The following is an 18,776-nucleotide window of genomic DNA, read 5'->3' as shown; positions in this document are numbered from 1 at the left end:
TAGAAAATATTAATTATTTAATTTTTCACTTGAATTTATATTACTACCAATATAAATATACTTGAAATACATCTAAGATTCTTTGGAGGATAAAATGAATAATATATTTAAAACAATCAACAATAAAGATTCGATATTTTTAACAAAAAAATACCTTGATCATAGATTTATACCTGAAACTCTACCTCACAGAGATGAAAAAATTAAATCCATTGCTCAATATTGGGTAGAATCACTTGATAAAATAACACCTCCTGACATTACCATTTACGGTAAAACAGGAACTGGTAAAACAGCTGTTACACTCTATGCTAAAAAACAGTTAGAAGAAGTAGCTGCTGAACAAAATCTAAATATTCGTGTCGAATACATTCGTTGTACTGATTATAATACAGAATATCAGATACTTGCACGTTTATGTCAACAATTAGGAAAACCTGTTCCATATAGAGGATGGACAAAAGCAGAAGTAGTAAATGCTTTTAGAAATTTATTTAAGAAAAATATTCTTGGTGAAGATTTAATTTTAATAGTAATTTTAGATGAAGTGGATGTTATTCTTAAAAATGATGGAGACAATATATTATACACATTAACACGTACTGATAACGTAGCAATTACATCAATAAGTAATTATATTGACTTTAAACAATTCATTAAACCTAAAGTAAAAAGTAGTTTAAGAGATAGGGAAATTGTATTTCCTCCATACAATGCACAACAATTAATAGATATTCTAAAAGAAAGATCAAAAGTATCCTTCAGTGAAGGAGCAATATCTGAAGGTGTAATAGCATTATGTTCTGCACTTGCTGCAAAAGAAGAAGGAGATGCACGTTATGCTCTTGATTTATTAAAAACATCTGGGGAAATTGCAGATGAAAAAGAATCTTCTGTTATTGAAGAAAGTTTCGTAAAAGAAGCAAAAGATCGTATTGAACATAGTAAAATAATAGATGTTGTTGTAACACTTCCAATTCAACAACAAAAAGTTCTTGAATCAATAACTTACTTAACAAAAAAACGAGAAGAAATAACTTCTGGAAGATTATATGAAGTTTATCAAGATCTAGCTAAGAATGATAAAGTATCTTATAGAAGAATCTTTGATTTTATTAATGAATTAGAAATGTTAGGTTTAATTTCTACAAATACAATCTCTAGGGGAAGAGGTAAGGGACGAACAAATATTATCACACTTCAATGTGATATAGAATTAATAGATAAAGCATTAATATATAAAGATTAATTCTTTATCTACTATTTTTTATTATACTATTTTTATTATTAATTATCTATTGTTTAATTTGATTTAATCATTGTTAATACCATTTTAAATCTTTCTTTTGCATGTAATGCATGTGGAATATTTGCTGGCATTATAATCATATTACCTTTTGTAAGTGTAAATAATTCACCATCAATAGTTAATTCTAAAGTTCCATCAATCACTTGAACCATAGCATCAAATGGTGCTGTATGTTCAGATAATCCTTCATTTTTATCAAATGCAAAAACAGTTACTGTTCCTGTTTCTTTTTTAATGATTTCTTTACTTACTACTGAACCTTCCTGATATTCTACTAATTTTTCAGTTTCATAGATTGTTGCTTTTTCACACATAATTTTTAACTCCTCTATTTTTGTTTTTATATATTATAATTTGTTTAATATATTTATGTTACATTTGAAGTGAATCTATATGTTATTTTTTTGGAAACATATTTACACTTGAAATCAATCTTCTTGTTTTTCTAAATTTAGATTTATACATTTGAAATACTTCTTTTTTTTATTCTTATTAGATTTGAAATCTATATTTATGTATTTTTAACCATAGTTACACTTGTAATTCATCTTTCATTATTTTTTTTACACTTGCAACTATTCTTCTTGTTTTTTGAATTTATTTTATTATTGAATCAAGCAATGCCATCCTTACTGGAACACCATAAAATGCTTGCTTAAAGTACATAGCATTTGATAGGTTATCTACATTAAAGTCAATTTCATCAACTCTTGGAAGAGGATGCATTATGATGGTATTAGAATCTTTTAAATTTTTACTAGTTAATGTGTATTGACCTTTTACTTTTAGATATTCTTTAGGATCAGGAAATCTTTCTTTTTGAATTCTAGTCATATATATAACATCCACATCATCAATATTTTCAATTAAAGAATTTTTAATAGAAAATTTACAATTTAATTTCTCTAAATCTCTGAGAATTTCTGGTGGCATTTCTAATTCACTTGGTGATATAAATACAATTTCCACATTAAACATTGCAAGTGCATAAACTAAACTATGAACTGTACGTCCATACTTTAAATCCCCAACAAGAGCAATTTTTAAGTTTTTTAATTCACCTAATGTTCTTTTAATAGTATATAAATCTAGCATAGTTTGTGTTGGATGTTGTCCTGCACCATCACCTGCATTTATCACTGGAACATCAACAATATTTGATACAAATCTAGCAGCTCCTTCCATATCATGTCTTAAAACAATAGCATCAGTATATTGAGAAACTATTTGAGCAGTATCATATAATACTTCACCTTTTTGAATACTTGTACCTTGTTTTTGATTAAATCCAACAACATCTCCACCTAAACGTTTCATAGCAGTTTCAAATGATAAACGTGTACGAGTTGATGGTTCATAAAACATAACACCTAATAATTTACCATCCTTTTCATGACAAACCTTCTGAGATTTAGCAATAGGTTCCATTTCCTCAGCAAGATTCAATATATATTCAACATCACTCTTTTTAAAGTCTCTTATAGATATTATATTTTCTAAACTAAACTTCATATTCAAATCACCCTTTCTTATAATTTTCTAGCAAATGTAATATAACCAGTATGACCAGCCATTCTACTGTTTGGTCGTGTTTTATTCTTCTTAATTTCTAATTCTCTAACATTTCCTTCTCTAATTTTAATGTTTTTAAAACCAGATTTACCTAATACTTTATTAACAATTTGGAACTGTTCAACATATGGTGTGTAAACAGTTATAAAACCACCAGTTTTTAGTATTCGATATGCATCTTCAATAACTTCTCCAGGTTTTGGTAAATCTAGAAATACTAAATCTATAGAATTATCTTCCTCTTTAAAGCCTTCAGTTACATCTTGATTATATAATGTTATATTTTTAAAATCAGTGCCACTAATATTTTCTTTAATTATTTTAACAAAATCTTCTCTAATTTCATAACTAGAAACATGACCATCTGGACCAACAATATTAGCAAAAAATAGTAGACTACTTCCAGCACCAGTACCTGATTCAACAATTTTACTACCATAACCAATACCAGTAAAACCAGTGATTAATCCTAAATCTTGTGGTAATAAAATAGAACAATTTCTTTTCATTAAATCAATATAATCATTAATGTTAGGTTCAATTACAGTATATTTCTTACCCATATGAGTTTCAAGTACATCACCAACCTTAGCATTTATAATATCTTCCTGAGATATTACTCCTTTTTCTGTATGAAACTCTGTATTATGTATTACATATTTTCTATTTTTCTTGTCTACTATTATTTTCATATTTAATCCCTTGTATTATTATATTGCACTAAATTTTATTTATTATTTTTAATCTTTTAATTAATAAAATATTCATAAATATCCTCCCTAATAGGATACTTTAATTTAAGTTTAAAACTAACAGTATCCCTAAGAACATTATCCTTATCTTTAACTTTAGTCTCTGTAGGTTCTGTTGGAATAATTGGTCCCATATAATAAAATTCTTTTCCTTCATCATTGTTTTTTTTCATAAATAAGTAGAATTTCATGTTATTTTTTTCATAATCCATAATTTCCCTAATATCCTTAGATTCAAAAGTTCTAGAACTTGTTGCCATCCAACTTAGAGTTTGATTATCATAGAGTTTATTCACATACTTAGTACTCTCAACACTATTTTCTCTTTTATCATAAGTAACACAAAATGGGCATGTTTTTTCAGCTTCTATGTTATTTTTAATAACATAACCATATATTGCATCTTTTTCAGGCCAATTTAAAAGACGAGCAATATCTTCCCTTGAATATTTCTCATATAACTTGAAATTCATGTTATCAATATGTTGAATATATTTATCACAGTATTGTTTGAGACCTAATTTAATTAAATCAAACATATTTTCTCTAAATTCATTTTTTTCAAGTAATTTTTTGAATTTATCAGTAATTATAATATTATTTTCAGTTATATTAATAAATGTGGCTTTTTTGTATAAATTATATTCTCTTGGCTTATAAAATGATTTATTAAGGACACGTAGAGCACTTTTAATACTTATTTTATTGTTTGTTATGTTGTAGTTATTTTCTAAAATATTTTCCAAATCATCTATTTCAAGTGTATTATTTTGAATAATTTCTTTAAGTATTATTAATTCATGTGGTCTTTTACCATTAATAATTTTTAAAGTTAAAAATTGAAGATATAATAATTCCAATTCAGTTAATTGAAGTTCATATTCTATATCAATCTTATTTACCATGTAAGGATATGTTTTACTAGATTTTAATGAATTTAATTTATGCATTGCATTAATAATAAAACTAATATCTAACTGTTTATATATGTAGAAGTCATATAATGTAGGAATTCTACCAATCTTATTTTTAAGTTGAATATATTCATTTCTTATGAAATTTAAATTGTTAAGTTTAGCCCTGTTTATAGAATCATATATTCTTTTTTCTGATATTCTATCAAAATGTACAGTTGAGCTTCCTACTAATAAATTATTTCTATTGATCATGAACTTTCTAATATTATCCTTGTTGTATGTGGTATCTCCAGATAATGCAACAGGTATTAAAAAGTTATTTTTATAATTACCAATAAAATCAAGAACAACAACAAATTCTTTATTACTATATTTACGTAGTCCACGACCAAGTTGTTGAATAAAAATAATACTACTTTCAGTTTCACGTAGCATAACTATTTGATTTACTTCTTTAATATCTACACCCTCATTAAAAATATCAACAGTAATAATATAATCTAAGTTATCACACCTATCATCATTAACCAGTCTATCAATAGTATCTTTTCGTTCTTTCTGAGTGTTATTTCCACTTAAACTAAGTGTTCTATAACCTCTATTATTAAATTCTTTAGATAATATTTTAGCATTATGTATATTGTTACAAAAGATTAATCCTTTAACTCTACTTCCACTGTAACCATAATACTCTATATTTTCAATGATATTATCTATTCTAGTTTTGCTCATATCATTTACATCTATAGCATTATCTGTTATTCCAAAATAATTAAATGAACATAACATATCCTCTTCTAGAGCATTTTTTAATCTTATTTCATAGATAATATTATGATTAAAAAGTGAATATATGTCAAATTCATCACTACGATCAGGAGTAGCTGTCATACCCAGGTAGAATATTGGATTAAAATAATTCATAATCTTTTGATATGATACAGATCCTGCCCTGTGAACTTCATCAATAACAATAAAATCAAAATAATCTCTATTATATCTTTCATAATTTTCTTTTTTAGACATCATCTGCACAGTACTAAATAGGAAATCCACAGAATAATCTTTTTTATTTCCAGAAAGAATTCCTAAAGTCTTTTCATGAAATATTTTACCATAGGATTTCATTGCTTGTTTTGCAATCTGTTCTCTATGCACTAAAAAAAGTATTTTTTTAGGATTAATTTCTTTCAAGGCAAATGCAGATGCAAATGTTTTACCAGTACCTGTAGCACTAATAAGCAATCCTTTTTTATCATTTTTTGCTAATGATTTTCTTAGATTTTTAATGAATGATTTTTGCATATTGTTTGGAGTTAATGTTTTATGTCGTGGTTTTATCCATGAATCGATTTGGATTTTTTTATTTTCATTATATAAGTTAGTATATTCATCAATACATTCACATAAAGGTATTGCTTCTGTCCAATATTCATTAAATGTTTCTATTATTTCATTGTTTATTTCTTCATCTGAATCTGGTGATATGAGAAGATTCCATTCTTTATTAACAGTCAATGCTTTTTGAGTTAAATTAGAACTTCCCATTATGATGTTGTAGTGTTTTTTATTTTTGAAAATATATCCTTTTGTATGAAAACCAAAATCTGTTTCATTAACAGAATATAATTTAACTTCTATATTTTTTAAGTTATTTAAACGAATAAGTGCCCTTGGTTGACTAAAAAATAAGTAATCTGTAGTTAATATTTTACCAGGAATTTTTTTTTCTTCTAATTCCTTAAGAATTTGAAGTAGGGGAGTTATACCACTTTCAGTAATAAAAGCTACACTGATAATAAATTCATCACATTGTTTTAAATTACTCTCTATTGTACTAATAACCTTGATGTTATCCTTAGTATTATTTAAAATAAATTTAGATTCTGACATAACTCCACCTTTTTTTTAATTATTGTTAATTATATAGTCTATAACTTCAATATCTGCTGGTAGCCACTTAACAGTGTTTAATTTTTCACGTTTAAGCCATGCGTATGCATTATGTTCTAATAATGTAATATCATCATTTAATTTACATAAATAACAGTGCATTGTAAGTTTAAAAGTGGGATAAGTGTATTTTACTGTTAATAAAAATTTAATGGGAGTAATATCAGCATCTAACTCTTCTTTAATTTCTCTAACTAAAGCTTCTTCTCTTGTTTCATTAGGTTCTATTTTTCCACCAGGAAACTCCCACATATTAATAAATTCACCATATCCTCGTTGTGTGGCAAGATATTTATCATCTTTTTTTATTACTGCTGCAACAACATTTATTTTTTTTAACATTATCTTACTCCTTAAATTCACGTTGTGTTACATCTATGATATTCGTTGCTGTTTTTTCTCCAATTCCTTCAACATCTTTTAATTCATTTTTTGATGCATTTACTATATTTTTAACATTTTTAAAATGTCTTAATAGATTTTTTGCAGATACTGGACCGATTCCTGGAAGACTTTCTGTAATAAATAATTGTTGTTCTGGAAGTGTTACAGGTTTTGTTTGTGTTCTAATACTTACGGGTTTTTTATTATCTTTATCTTTTTCACGAAGAGCAATTCTCTTTAGCATGAATGCAGTGTCTGTTTCATTCTGTGTCTGTATAATTGGTATTTTAAAGTCAAGTGCTATAGTTGCAAGGGCACCTCTTATAGCATTTGGATGAAGGAATGTATGATAAATGTTTTCCCCTTCAATTATCATTAAAGGTTTTTGACAATTGTTACTTAATTCTTTAGCTTGCTGATATAATCTTTTATCTGTAATTGACTTACTAAAATCATCAATAGTTTTTCTTTCAATAATAATATCATCAGTTATTTGATAATCACCAACACCCATGGTTCTTACCTTAACTTCACAATTTATCTTATCAAGTTCACGCATGATATTGGAATTTTTCTCCCTATAATCAACATAGATTACAACTTCTGCTTCATCAGAAACCTCTTGTGTATCTATTTTATTTTTATTAGAATCATATACTTTAACATCTTCCTTTTTTGCAACGTAGTTTTCAAGTGTAATTTCCTTTTTATGAGAATTATAAACGTTATTTCTCATAGCCTTTTCTTTTCTTTGACTTGACCAGTAATATGATTCGTCAAGAGTACCTTTAGTCATTAAAATAAACATTTCACCACTATGTTTTCGTCCTGTACGTCCTTTTCTTTGAATCATTCTAATTTCTGAAGGTACAGGTTCATATAATATAACATAATCTACAGAAGGTATATCTATCCCTTCCTCTGCTACACTTGTTGAAATTAATATATTATAGTCCTCATTTTTAAAAGCATTAATTGTTTCAATCTGTTTTTTCTGACTTAAACCCTTATCATTCTCACGAGAAGCCTGTCCATAGAAACGTAGAGCCTTAAGATTATTCTTATTACAATTTTCATATATCGACTTTGTAGTATCTCTAAATTGACTAAATACAATTACTTTACTTTTTTTATCATCATCAATTATTTGATTAAGTAATTCTATTAATCTCTTCATTTTTGGATGATCAATATCTTGTTGTTTATATCTTCTAGTTAAAAGTACTGCTTTATTGAATTTATAATCATTTTTAAGAGATTTTGCTGCTTTGGTTTTCTTTTTCTCTAATTTATTAAAGTAATTATTTAAGGTTTTAATACTCTGTGTTTCAAGTAATTCCTGTGAATGCATTATATTAATAACTTCAGTTAAAATAGATACTCCAGTAAAATACTCCTTTTTAGGATTACTACTAGATGCAATCTTTTGTTGTAATCTTTTTTGTTCAACAAGAATTTCTCTTTTCGATGGCTTTGAAATTGAATCAATAATTCCTAATTTTTTAAGAGTTCTTAACCTAATTTTAAGAGTTTCAGAGAGTAAATCCTTAATTTCCTTTAATTCTTCTGTAAGTTTTACTTTTATCCACTTTGTCTGCACTTGATTAAAATATGGTGCAACATCAGCATCATCTTCACTTTTTATTATAATCTCATTAACATATATGTTATGAGAAACTTCCTTAATCTTTGATTCTTCCCAACCAGGACTGGCAGTTAATCCTAATATTAACTGATTCTTCGCCTGTTGCACATATTTTTGGGCAAGATAGACATAGGAATACGATCCCACTGCATGATGACATTCATCAAGAATAAGTAAACTTATATCTTCAAAGTTATATTCCTTTGATATTATATCAGATTCTATTGTTTGTGGAGTTGCACATATTACTTGGTTTTCATTCCACAATTTTTTTCTATCACTTGGCTTATCATTTCCAGTTAAACTTGTAACACTTGCCTTTAGAAATTTCTTAAAACTATGTTCATGTTGAAGAGTTAATGGTTTACTTGGTGCTAATATAAGTATTTTACTGTTTTTATAGTGTTTTAAACGTTCTGCTGAGACTAATGCTGCAATAACTGTTTTACCCATAGCAGTAGGTGCAACTATCATGGTGTTACCCTTTTTAAGGACACTCATAGCTAAATTTTGCTGATATAATCTTCCTTCTATTACATTCTTATTTAAATATTCATGTTCAATCCAGTTTTTCATGATAATAAATTCTTTGTTTTATATTGTTTATTAATCCTAGTTTTTTTATTGGGTATATTATTATAATTTGTATTACATTTCTATAAAACTAAACAATGTTTATCTATTTGTATACAAATAATTATAAATAAAAGTAAATACTATATAATAATATACAAAGAATTATAAAAAAGAATAAAAACTTGAACAAAAGTAGGTATTTAAAATGAAAAAATTATTATCAACTAAAAACATTCCAAAAAATAACTTATCAAAATTAGCAGAAACTGAAGAAATAATGAAAAAAACATTTCTTAAAAAGATGATGTTTGGACAATATGCAGTAAACAAAGTTAAATTCACAGCTTAAACTCCCAATAAAAATCCTTTATTTTAAATAAAATTCTAAAAATATAAAAAGAGTAAATATTAATATAAATTAATTATATTAACATAATAATAACTTATTCTGAAATCATATTTATTAAATTTTCAACAGTATCGTATACAACATCTAATTTACACATATTTGGAACATAATTTGCTGCTTTAGCAGAATTTACTCCGATAACTTCATAGTCTAACTCTTCAATAGGAGCAACAACCATACAAGTATCAGATACAATTTTACCTCCAGCTTTTTCAATAATATCCAAGTATCCACACTGTTTACTTATTGATTTAATAGCTTTTGAAGTACAAATCCATAGATCTTTAGTTAATTTCTTGTCTTTAACTAAGTTAGCAACTTCCTGAATTTCAGATATAGATGCATGAGGACAACCAAGACATACTAGATCAGGTATTTTATCAGTAGTAGTTAATTGTTCAAGAGTTTCTTCAATCATGTTTTTATCAACAGTCACTGTTTCAAGTTCTTCAAATGAATCATGACACCTTGAATAATCAGCCTCTGGAGTAACATTCTCCACATGGTACAAACTCACAGCACCACTAGAAGCTAGAGCTGCACCTAATGTTTTTAAATTATTACGTCCAGGATTTTTATTAATTCTAAAGTATGGTTTTTTATCATTAACAATCTGTCCAACATAATAACCTAAAGCACCAATTTCTGCTTCATTTACAAAATCATAATCTACATTAAATATCATATCAGCTACTCTATTTTCAAGTATATGATTTCCATAATATGGTGTTCTTCCAACAATAGCTGCAAGAAGTGCACTTGGTCCACCTTCACGATTAGTTCTAGCACCAATAACACTATTAACATAACATACAGCAGATGATTCTGACCAAGCAACATGTTCATTAAGCATAGGTGTATTTCCTATAAGATATGGTGTACATGTACAAGTACTCATAACACCAATACTTTCATATCCATTGATTATATCAATTTGTTTATCAGTAAATTCTTTACTAAATCCTAATTCCTGCCAATTCTCAATATCTACACCTGCAGGATTTAACATGGTTTCAAGGGTAACATCTGCCTTTTTACCTAAATCAACTACAAAATCTAATCCAGCATCTCCAATAGTTTTATATGAAACTCCAGATACTTGGGCAGATGTAATAGGAATCATTTTTTCAGCATCATATATTTTACCTAAACTTACTAGAATTTCCATACATTCTGCTTTTCCTTCTCCATATTCACCATTATACATGTCTTCTTCATATTTTGTAAGCTGCATATTATCACAATCTTCTTTCATATTTATATTATTTCTTAATTTGATATTCAACCATTTCATCAACAAGATGGATGAAATTATCCTTTTGATTTGCTGGTATAGTTGCACCAGCTGCTATGTTATGTCCACCACCAGAACCATTAAAGTTATTTGATGCTTGGTTCATAATAACACCAAGATTTACTCCTTTTTCAATCATATTATCAGTGGTTCTTGAGGATACTTTAATAAGGTTATCCATCTTCATAAGACTTAATATAGGTTTATCTGGTAATAATCCAAGATCTATACCAATACTACTTACAGCAGCAGCAATTTTCTTCTGCTCCTTATCTTCAGTATAGATATATTGAATATTCTCCTTTTCAATACTACCTTCTCTTTTTATCCACTCAATTCCATTTTGCATAGTACTACCATACTTAGAAAGTAATGATTTAGCATATTCCATTTGTTGATATTTTCCCATTTGAATACTTATTGCAGCAGTATATTCTTTATTTTTACCACATGCATTTAATAGGTTAGAATACTCCTCAATATTAGTTAATTCATTTCTAATATTTGGAATAGTGTATATTTTTCCATAAATATCCTCATTAATACTTATTAATTCATTTTTAAGAGTTTCATATTCTTCTGGGGATAATTGATGAAGTAACTTATCTTTAGGAATGTCATGTTCCTCTAAAAATATTCTTGTTTTCTCTAAATCTCCAGATAATCCATTAATTATTGGAGTATACGTGTATGTGATGGATTTATCAAGTGTTTGAGTATTTGCATAAGCTAATTTTAATTCATTTTTCATAACAAGTGTATTATTCGCAACACCTTCATCTAAAATTAGTTTGTTAATTCCTTGAGGACCATTTTTAAATTGCATATCTCCATATGCACCAGTTAGAGCCAAACCTGCTAATTCATAATATTCATATCCATGTACAGATAAATATGAAAGACCTGAACCACTAACTTCTTTGGTTCCATCAATATTAAAAATATGAGGATTTACGTGAATTATTTCTTTATTATCTACTTGTATTTCTGGATTAACACCTTCAGGTACTTGATGATGATCAGCAATAATAACATCACCCTTTAATTTAGAAATACTTTCTAGATTTCCACTTCCCATATCAGAGAAAATAAATAATTTATATCTGGATTTATTAAGTTCTTTAACATTACTGTCTCTAAGACGTGGTAATATTGTAATATGGAATTTACCTCCTGCTTTTTTTATTGCATTTGCAAAAATTCCAGCAGAAGTTAGTCCATCAGCATCGTTGTGAGAAATAATTCTCACAACATGCCCTTTTTCAATATGTAATCTAAGAAGATTACAAGCTTCATCAGCTCTATTTAACAAGTAAAGCTGCTGTTTTTGGATCATATCTCCATCCTTCAGGAAGAACATTGTTTCTTGTGTAGTATTTTACAAGTCTTCTGATTTTAGATTCTATTTTAATTAATCCTCTTTTTGTGTGAATATCTTTTGGATTTTCTTCGAGGTGTTCTCTTATGTTTACAGCTCTTTTAATTAAGTTTAATAAGTCTTCAGGATATTCAAAGTCAGTTCCATTTCTTTTAAGAATATCTGTAATTTTTTCTCCAAGCACTGCTTTAGTATTTGGAATTCCATGTTGGTCTCTTAATGTAATACCAATTTGACTTGTACTTTGTCCTTCTTTATGTAATTTTACTATTAATTCTTCAATTTCTTCTGGGCTTTGTTCTACCCATTCAGGTTTTGCTGCCATATTTTTTTACTCCATAAATTTATTTTTATAGTATTTTATATTATTATTTAAAAAAATCATAGTTTCTTTTTTATAATTTCAATAATATAATAATTTACTATTCACAAATTAGAATACCAGTTAGCAAATTTCTCCATTGATAATCTTCTATGTGAACATTCATTTTTTTCATCAGTAGTAAGCTCTCCATATGTTTTATCATATTTTTCAACATAAAAGAGTGGATCATATGCAAATCCATTGTTACCTTTCTCTTCTGATAAAATTTCTCCAGAAACAACACCTAAAAAAGTCTTGGGTTCACAATTGGGTGCACAATAACCAATACATGACCTGAATTCGGCATATCTATCTGGCTCATCTTTCATTAATTTTAAAATACCCTTATTTGTTATAGTATCTTGGACATAAGATGAGTATGTTCCAGGAAAATCATTAAGGGCTCTAATAAACAATCCAGTATCATCTACTATAACTGGTTTTTGAAGTAAATCTGCAACATATTTTGCACCAAATGCTGCTACTTCTTCAATTGATCCTTGAACTTCAGGATAACCTGGATTTTCATGATCAACTTCTATACCAAATTTTTCAAAGATACCTCTTGCCTCTTTAACTTTATGTTTATTTCCAGTAATAAATGTTACTCTCATTTTAATCATTAATAATAATTTTTTTTATAAAAAAAAGTGGAATGGAATGATATATTATTCCATTTGAGCTTTAGCAATTTCTTCTACTTTTGCACGGTATTCATCAGCTGTTTTTCCATTCAGGAGTGCATAAAGTATAGCTCCACCAGCTCCTACGCCTTCTTTTATAGATCCTTTTGTATATCTTGCTAATCCTTCATTTTCTGATTTTTCAAATTCTGGATCTGCTGCATAAACAGTTAAGTTTTCATCGATTTGATTTGCAATATCTAACATGTTTGATGTTTCATCATTTACAACATATACAGTTGTTGCAATAGCAATTTTACTAAAGTCAAAATCTGGTTCAATAGCTTTTATTGCTCCACATACTGCTAACATTTGTGTTCCACCAGCAAGTGTGACTGGTACGTCACTACCAATAGCAAGTCCTGCTATAGCAATGATTGTAGGATCTCCTGCAACTTCAACAGCTTTAAAAGCATCGTCTTTTAGATCTCCTGGTTTAAGATTATTTTTTGCTAATGCTGCATCTACAACACTGTTTTTTAATTCATGTGGATTTATTTGCATACATCCACTGATTTTATCTCTTACATCGTATCCTAATGCTGTTAATACACCTTGTGCTGTTGTAGTACCTGCAGGTGTGGATTCAGCAATCATAATATGACTAGTTAATTTAGATAAAGTTTTTGCAGTTATTAGAGCATTGTCAAATATTTCTTTAGGATTTGGAACACCATTACCTTCTCTTAAGTCTCCTCCAGGTTGTCCATTAAGTTCAATGTATGGAACTTTAGGAGTAACTTCAAGTCCTGCATTTATTGCAATGAACGGAATATTAAGTAAATCAAGGGTTGCTTTAGTAAGTACTCCTGGAGTAGGTGTAGGATCTCCATCTTCAACTGTCATAGCAATTTCTGGAAGACTCAGTGCCATATTTTTCATTATAAGTTCTGCATCTAATGCAGGAGTGTATGGTGTTAATTCTGGACTTCCACCAGCACCACTAATACCTGGTATTTTAGATACTGCTGTATTTGATAAAACACATGCGAAAATAATATCATCATTGTTTCTAAGTCTTTCTAGTTGTTTTTCTGATCCATATATTTTTATATTTTCTGTCATTTACATCACTAACTATAATAATTCATTACTTATCTATACGATTATATTATTAAATATAGTATCAAGATATAATAATAGTTATTAATTATTTTTAAAGAATAATTTAAATGGAGAGAACATTAATTGATTTGTCTAGGAATAGAGGGTACAGCAGAAAAGTGTGGTATTGGTATTGTGGACTCTGATGGAAATATATTAGCTACTTGTGGATGTCAACTTTATCCAGAAGTAGGTGGAATTCATCCAAGGGAAGCAGCAAATTTTCATGCAGAACACATTGTACCTTTAATTAGAGAGGCACTTGAAGAGTCAAATTTATCTATTAATGATATTGACTTAGTGTCTTTTGCAAAGGGTCCTGGTCTTGGACCAGCTTTAAGAACTGTTGCAACTGCTGCAAGAAGTTTATCTCAAAATATTGGGGTGCCGTTAATCGGTGTAAATCATTGTATAGGGCATGTGGAGATTGGGAAATTAACAACTGGAGCTAAAGATCCTTTAACATTATATACAAGTGGTGGTAATACTCAAATAATTAGTTATGAATCTGGAAGATATAGGATTATTGGAGAAACATTGGACATTGCAATTGGTAACTGTTTAGATCAGTTTTCAAGGGATATTGGTTTAGGACATCCTGGAGGACCTATTGTTGAAAAACATGCAGAAAATACTAATAAAACAATAGAATTACCCTATGTTGTTAAAGGTATGGATTTATCCTTCTCTGGAATTTTAACTAGTGCTATTAATAAGTATAAACAAGGTGTTGACTTAGATGTAATATGTAATAGTTTTCAACAAACATGTTTTGCAATGCTTTGTGAGGTAACAGAAAGGGCAATAAGTTACACTGGAAAGAATGAAGTGTTGTTATGTGGAGGTGTTGCTGCAAATAGTAAGTTACGTCAGATGCTACAAGTTATGTGTGAGGATCATTATGTTGACTTTTACATGCCTCCTATGAAGTATTGTGGTGATAATGGTTCTATGATAGCAAGAGTGGGTCTTTTATCATATGATGAGAATAAATGTGGTATAGAAAATAGTTATATTAATCCAAAGTATAGAACAGATCAAGTAGAAGTTACATGGATAAAAGATAACTTTCAGCATAATATAAATCTCCCTGATAATATTAAAGAAAAAGGTGCTGAAGCCGATATAATTGAAGGTATTTGGGATGAGAGAGAAGTTATTATAAAACATCGTGTTAAAAAGAAATATCGTGTAGATAAACTAGATGAAAAATTAAGATTAGAGAGAACTAAAGAAGAAGCAAAATTACTCTCTGATTGTAAAAAATATGGAGTAACAACACCCTATATCTATTCAATAGATCTTAATAGAAAAGATATTATTCTAGAAAAAATAGATGCTCCTAAGTTACATGAAATAATAAATACTGATAAAGATATAAAGAAAATATTTACAAATATTGGAGAAATGGTTTTTAAAATGCATGAAGGTGAAATAATTCATGGGGATCTAACAACAGCTAACATACTCATAAAAGATGATAAACCAATATTCATTGATTTTGGACTAGGAAAGTATAGTAATCTCTTAGAAGATAAAGGAACAGATCTACTTGTATTTAAAAAATCATTAAATACAATAATTCCAGAAAAATCAGAAGAACTATTTAATTACTTCTTAAATGGTTATGATAATGAAGATGTAATTAAAAAAATAGATGAAATTGAAAAAAGAGGAAGATACCTCTAAATTTTTTTTATAATACCACTGATAATATAATTGTTATAATACCTATTATTGTACAATAGTATGCAAAAATATCTAAACTCCAACCTTTAATCATTTTCATAAGTAATTTTATAGATAAATATCCAAATATTACTGATGATATAAATCCAGCAAGAAGTACACTTGCTGATGCATCAAGTGTAGCAATATCCTTAATTTGTATAAGACCTGCTCCAATAACTGCAGGAATACTTAATAAGAAACTATATCTAGCAGCATATTCTCTGTTTAGTCCAAGACATAATCCTGATGCAATTGTAGATCCAGATCTTGAAATACCTGGAAATACTGCAAGTCCTTGACAAATACCAACAATCAATGCTTGTTTAAAGGACATATCTTTTTGAGTAATTTGTCCAGATGAATGTCTTTCTGAATAATAAAGAACAGCAGCTGTAACAAGTAGGAAAATACCTACAAATAAAGTACCTCTAAATATTGTTTCAATAGCATCCTTTAATAAAATACCCATAATTCCTGTTGGAATAGTACCTACAATGATTAACCATGCAAATCTTTTTTCTGGAACTCTATGAAGTTCTCTTTTAAATATATCTACTCCTTCTGTAAGATCAATAATACTAAGAATAAATCCTTTTATCAGATTTATAATATCCTTCCAAAAGAAGGTAAAAATAGCAACTAATGTTCCTATATGTAATATAGTGTCGAATGCAAGTCCAGTTTCAATACCAAGAAGGGCTGGAACTAAAACAAGATGACCTGAACTACTAATAGGTAGAAACTCACTAATTCCCTGAACTGCTCCTAAAATAATAGCACTTAATATATCTAACAATCTATCACCTAATTTTTTTTTATCTAAAATTTAATAAATTATTTACATAAAATTGATAATTATCATAAATAAGTCTTTTCTATGTTAATAGATAAATATGTATTGTTCAAATAATAAAATTATTGTTTATTTAAAATTTAAGAATTAATATGATATTTTTTTTATAAACATCATTTAAAAAGAGAAAAAAATGAAGATTGAACAATTATATAAAGTCTAACCATCCATATTTATCTTCAACTTTGTTATTTACTATATCAAATAGGCTATCTTGTATTTCTTTAGTTACAGGGCCACGTTTTCCTTTACCTATTTGTATTTTATCAATAGATCTTATTGGAGATAATTCTGCTGCAGTACCACTAAAGAATACTTCATCAGCTGTGTATAATCTTTCTCTAGGTATTGTTTCTTCTCTTACTTTATAACCTAAATCTTCTGCTATCGTTATAATAGTATTTCTTGTAATACCTTTTAATACAGATGAACCAATATCTGGTGTGTATAATTCTCCATCTTCTACAAAGAATATATTTTCACCAGTACCTTCTCCAACAGTACCTTCATAGTTAAGCATAATACTTTCTTTGTATCCATTAGTTGTTGCTTCTATTTTAGCTAATTGTGAATTCATATAATTTGATCCAGCTTTAGCTAAGTTTGGCATAGTGTCTGGTGCCATTTTTCTCCAGGATGATGTGCATACATCAATTCCTTGTTCTAGAGCATCTTCTCCAAGGTATTGTCCCCATGCCCATACAGCAATAACAGTTTCTATAGGACAATTCATTGGATAAACACCAAGTTCTTTGTATCCTCTGAATACTACTGGTCTTATATAACAAGATCTTATGTTGTTTATATTTATTGTATCTTTTACAGCTTCACATAATTCATTGCGTGTGTATGGAATGTCCATTCTGTATACTTTAGCAGAATCTTCCAATCTTTTCATGTGATCTTTTAATCTAAATACTGCTGGTCCATTTTCTGTGTCATAGCATCTAATACCTTCAAATACGCTACTACCGTAGTGAACTACGTGTGATAAAACATGTATTTGAGCATCTTTCCAATCTACTAATTCACCATTAAACCATATTTTTCCTGTTTCATCAAATGCCATTTTATTATTTCCTTCATAGTTTTTTGTATATTATAATATATATTACTTAGATAATATCTATTTTTTTAATAATTTAATATTCTACTTGTTCTTGTGATACTTCTTGACTTTGTGAGTTGACACCACGTGTACTTACTTCAGTAGGATTTTGTTCTGGAGTTTCTACATTACTTGTTGTTGATTGACTATTATCAGCACCACCAACATCACTACTATTATCAGTTGTTGTGTTATTTATTGACGTGTTTTGGGAAGTTGTATTATTAGTTGTATTATTTTGGGTTGTGTTTTGTGTGTTATTTGGATTAGAATCTGGTTTTATTATATTTATAATACTATTTATAAAGTAATTCCAAATATTTATCACTGGATTTTTTGAGGAATAGGTTGAATCTTCTGCTTTATCTACTTGTTTACAGGAACAATCATTTGGACAGTTACATGTTTCATTACAGTAGTAGCAATTATTGTTATTTCTTATTTTAGTTTCATTTTCAGTTATTATTTTATAATTTGGGTCTTTACATAAACATGAATTACTACATTGACAATCACTGTAGTTACATGCATAGCAGTGGTTATTATTATAAGTAGAATCAGAAGCACTAATTGAACTTATAGAAATAAGAGCTACTAATGAGATAAGGCCTATTAAAATCATCTTTTTATTCATTATTTTCTCGCTCAATTTTTATTTGTTATTTAATAATTTTTTTTTCATGATTTAAAGGATTATCTATATTTTTTTCTATTATTTTTATATTTTTCATATTTTTTTAAATC

At 27.9% G+C, this 18,776-nt stretch carries 17 protein-coding genes; 3 read left to right on the top strand and 14 right to left on the bottom strand.

The annotated features are described in order from the left end of the window. The first annotated feature begins 94 nt into the window (after positions 1 to 94). Entirely contained in the window at positions 95 to 1,249 is a 1,155-nt protein-coding gene (locus tag A9758_RS06030; protein ID WP_011405620.1) for a Cdc6/Cdc18 family protein, read from the top strand. Positions 1,250 to 1,302: 53 nt separating this feature from the next. On the opposite strand, the gene A9758_RS06025 is transcribed toward A9758_RS06030, so the two are convergent. The 6 genes from A9758_RS06025 to A9758_RS06000 all read right to left on the bottom strand — a co-directional run bounded on the left by A9758_RS06025 (position 1,303) and on the right by A9758_RS06000 (position 9,108). Then, on the bottom strand, positions 1,303 to 1,623 hold the full coding sequence (locus A9758_RS06025) for a cupin domain-containing protein (RefSeq protein ID WP_011405621.1): 321 nt from the start codon (positions 1,621 to 1,623) through the stop codon (positions 1,303 to 1,305). A gap of 283 nt (positions 1,624 to 1,906) precedes the next feature. Then, positions 1,907 to 2,821 carry an aspartate carbamoyltransferase gene (gene pyrB, locus A9758_RS06020; protein WP_011405622.1) on the bottom strand — a complete coding sequence of 305 codons (915 nt, stop codon included), beginning with the start codon at positions 2,819 to 2,821 and terminating at the stop codon, positions 1,907 to 1,909. Positions 2,822 to 2,838: 17 nt separating this feature from the next. Further along, positions 2,839 to 3,573: a tRNA (adenine-N1)-methyltransferase gene (locus A9758_RS06015; protein ID WP_011405623.1), complete on the bottom strand. Its 735-nt coding sequence runs from the start codon at positions 3,571 to 3,573 to the stop codon at positions 2,839 to 2,841. Positions 3,574 to 3,629: 56 nt separating this feature from the next. Then, positions 3,630 to 6,443: a DUF3427 domain-containing protein gene (locus A9758_RS06010; protein ID WP_011405624.1), complete on the bottom strand. Its 2,814-nt coding sequence runs from the start codon at positions 6,441 to 6,443 to the stop codon at positions 3,630 to 3,632. Positions 6,444 to 6,458: 15 nt separating this feature from the next. Beyond that, entirely contained in the window at positions 6,459 to 6,845 is a 387-nt protein-coding gene (locus tag A9758_RS06005; RefSeq protein WP_011405625.1) for a (deoxy)nucleoside triphosphate pyrophosphohydrolase, read from the bottom strand. 4 nt (positions 6,846 to 6,849) lie between these two features. After that, complete coding sequence (locus tag A9758_RS06000; RefSeq protein WP_011405626.1) at positions 6,850 to 9,108, bottom strand: DEAD/DEAH box helicase; 2,259 nt, start codon at positions 9,106 to 9,108, stop codon at positions 6,850 to 6,852. Between the two features lie 205 nt (positions 9,109 to 9,313). Here A9758_RS06000 and A9758_RS07600 point away from each other — a divergent pair, with 205 nt between their 5' ends. Further along, the gene (locus tag A9758_RS07600; protein WP_158005523.1) at positions 9,314 to 9,457 is read left to right on the top strand and encodes a hypothetical protein; all 144 of its coding nucleotides are present in this window, start codon (positions 9,314 to 9,316) and stop codon (positions 9,455 to 9,457) included. A gap of 94 nt (positions 9,458 to 9,551) precedes the next feature. On the opposite strand, the gene A9758_RS05995 is transcribed toward A9758_RS07600, so the two are convergent. The 5 genes from A9758_RS05995 to cobT all read right to left on the bottom strand — a co-directional run bounded on the left by A9758_RS05995 (position 9,552) and on the right by cobT (position 14,301). After that, complete coding sequence (locus A9758_RS05995) at positions 9,552 to 10,772, bottom strand: aconitase X catalytic domain-containing protein (protein ID WP_048059786.1); 1,221 nt, start codon at positions 10,770 to 10,772, stop codon at positions 9,552 to 9,554. A gap of 7 nt (positions 10,773 to 10,779) precedes the next feature. Then, a complete protein-coding gene (locus tag A9758_RS05990) occupies positions 10,780 to 12,147 on the bottom strand; it encodes a DHH family phosphoesterase (protein WP_011405628.1) in 1,368 nt (455 codons plus the stop codon). Further along, positions 12,113 to 12,514: a 30S ribosomal protein S15 gene (locus tag A9758_RS05985; RefSeq protein WP_011405629.1), complete on the bottom strand. Its 402-nt coding sequence runs from the start codon at positions 12,512 to 12,514 to the stop codon at positions 12,113 to 12,115. The genes A9758_RS05990 and A9758_RS05985 overlap by 35 nt, the downstream gene beginning before the upstream one ends. 101 nt (positions 12,515 to 12,615) lie before the next feature. Beyond that, positions 12,616 to 13,167 (bottom strand): XTP/dITP diphosphatase, encoded by a 552-nt coding sequence (locus tag A9758_RS05980; RefSeq protein ID WP_011405630.1) that lies wholly within the window; start codon positions 13,165 to 13,167, stop codon positions 12,616 to 12,618. Between the two features lie 54 nt (positions 13,168 to 13,221). Further along, on the bottom strand, positions 13,222 to 14,301 hold the full coding sequence (cobT, locus tag A9758_RS05975) for a nicotinate mononucleotide-dependent phosphoribosyltransferase CobT (RefSeq protein ID WP_011405631.1): 1,080 nt from the start codon (positions 14,299 to 14,301) through the stop codon (positions 13,222 to 13,224). Between the two features lie 123 nt (positions 14,302 to 14,424). Between cobT and A9758_RS05970 the strand changes: the two genes are divergently transcribed. After that, complete coding sequence (locus A9758_RS05970) at positions 14,425 to 16,029, top strand: bifunctional N(6)-L-threonylcarbamoyladenine synthase/serine/threonine protein kinase (RefSeq protein ID WP_011405632.1); 1,605 nt, start codon at positions 14,425 to 14,427, stop codon at positions 16,027 to 16,029. A 7-nt stretch (positions 16,030 to 16,036) separates the two neighbouring features. Here the strand turns inward: A9758_RS05970 and A9758_RS05965 are convergent, their stop codons facing one another. From A9758_RS05965 to A9758_RS05955, 3 genes are all read right to left on the bottom strand, one after another. Next, entirely contained in the window at positions 16,037 to 16,867 is an 831-nt protein-coding gene (locus tag A9758_RS05965) for an undecaprenyl-diphosphate phosphatase (protein WP_011405633.1), read from the bottom strand. 205 nt (positions 16,868 to 17,072) lie between these two features. Further along, positions 17,073 to 17,993, bottom strand: coding sequence for a branched-chain amino acid transaminase (locus A9758_RS05960; protein ID WP_011405634.1), 921 nt, complete (start codon positions 17,991 to 17,993; stop codon positions 17,073 to 17,075). A gap of 73 nt (positions 17,994 to 18,066) precedes the next feature. Further along, on the bottom strand, positions 18,067 to 18,666 hold the full coding sequence (locus A9758_RS05955; protein ID WP_011405635.1) for a hypothetical protein: 600 nt from the start codon (positions 18,664 to 18,666) through the stop codon (positions 18,067 to 18,069). Positions 18,667 to 18,776 lie beyond the last annotated feature (110 nt).

This window comes from Methanosphaera sp. A6, assembly GCF_001729395.1.
Classification (GTDB): domain Archaea; phylum Methanobacteriota; class Methanobacteria; order Methanobacteriales; family Methanobacteriaceae; genus Methanosphaera; species Methanosphaera stadtmanae.
The sequence above is the reverse complement of the archived record's forward strand: the minus strand, read 5'-3'. Positions and strand labels throughout refer to the sequence as shown.

Excerpts from the sequence above, each read along its gene's own strand:
- A9758_RS06005 (WP_011405625.1), bottom strand. The coding sequence starts at position 6,845 with ATGTTAAAAAAAATAAATGTTGTTGCAGCAGTAATAAAAAAAGATGAT.
- A9758_RS05995 (WP_048059786.1), bottom strand. The coding sequence starts at position 10,772 with ATGAAAGAAGATTGTGATAATATGCAGCTTACAAAATATGAAGAAGAC.
- A9758_RS06030 (WP_011405620.1), top strand. The coding sequence starts at position 95 with ATGAATAATATATTTAAAACAATCAACAATAAAGATTCGATATTTTTA.
- A9758_RS05990 (WP_011405628.1), bottom strand. The coding sequence starts at position 12,147 with ATGATCCAAAAACAGCAGCTTTACTTGTTAAATAGAGCTGATGAAGCT.
- pyrB (WP_011405622.1), bottom strand. The coding sequence starts at position 2,821 with ATGAAGTTTAGTTTAGAAAATATAATATCTATAAGAGACTTTAAAAAG.
- A9758_RS06010 (WP_011405624.1), bottom strand. The coding sequence starts at position 6,443 with ATGTCAGAATCTAAATTTATTTTAAATAATACTAAGGATAACATCAAG.
- A9758_RS07600 (WP_158005523.1), top strand. The coding sequence starts at position 9,314 with ATGAAAAAATTATTATCAACTAAAAACATTCCAAAAAATAACTTATCA.
- A9758_RS06025 (WP_011405621.1), bottom strand. The coding sequence starts at position 1,623 with ATGTGTGAAAAAGCAACAATCTATGAAACTGAAAAATTAGTAGAATAT.
- A9758_RS05960 (WP_011405634.1), bottom strand. The coding sequence starts at position 17,993 with ATGGCATTTGATGAAACAGGAAAAATATGGTTTAATGGTGAATTAGTA.
- A9758_RS06000 (WP_011405626.1), bottom strand. The coding sequence starts at position 9,108 with ATGAAAAACTGGATTGAACATGAATATTTAAATAAGAATGTAATAGAA.
- A9758_RS05955 (WP_011405635.1), bottom strand. The coding sequence starts at position 18,666 with ATGAATAAAAAGATGATTTTAATAGGCCTTATCTCATTAGTAGCTCTT.
- A9758_RS05980 (WP_011405630.1), bottom strand. The coding sequence starts at position 13,167 with ATGAGAGTAACATTTATTACTGGAAATAAACATAAAGTTAAAGAGGCA.
- cobT (WP_011405631.1), bottom strand. The coding sequence starts at position 14,301 with ATGACAGAAAATATAAAAATATATGGATCAGAAAAACAACTAGAAAGA.
- A9758_RS06015 (WP_011405623.1), bottom strand. The coding sequence starts at position 3,573 with ATGAAAATAATAGTAGACAAGAAAAATAGAAAATATGTAATACATAAT.
- A9758_RS05985 (WP_011405629.1), bottom strand. The coding sequence starts at position 12,514 with ATGGCAGCAAAACCTGAATGGGTAGAACAAAGCCCAGAAGAAATTGAA.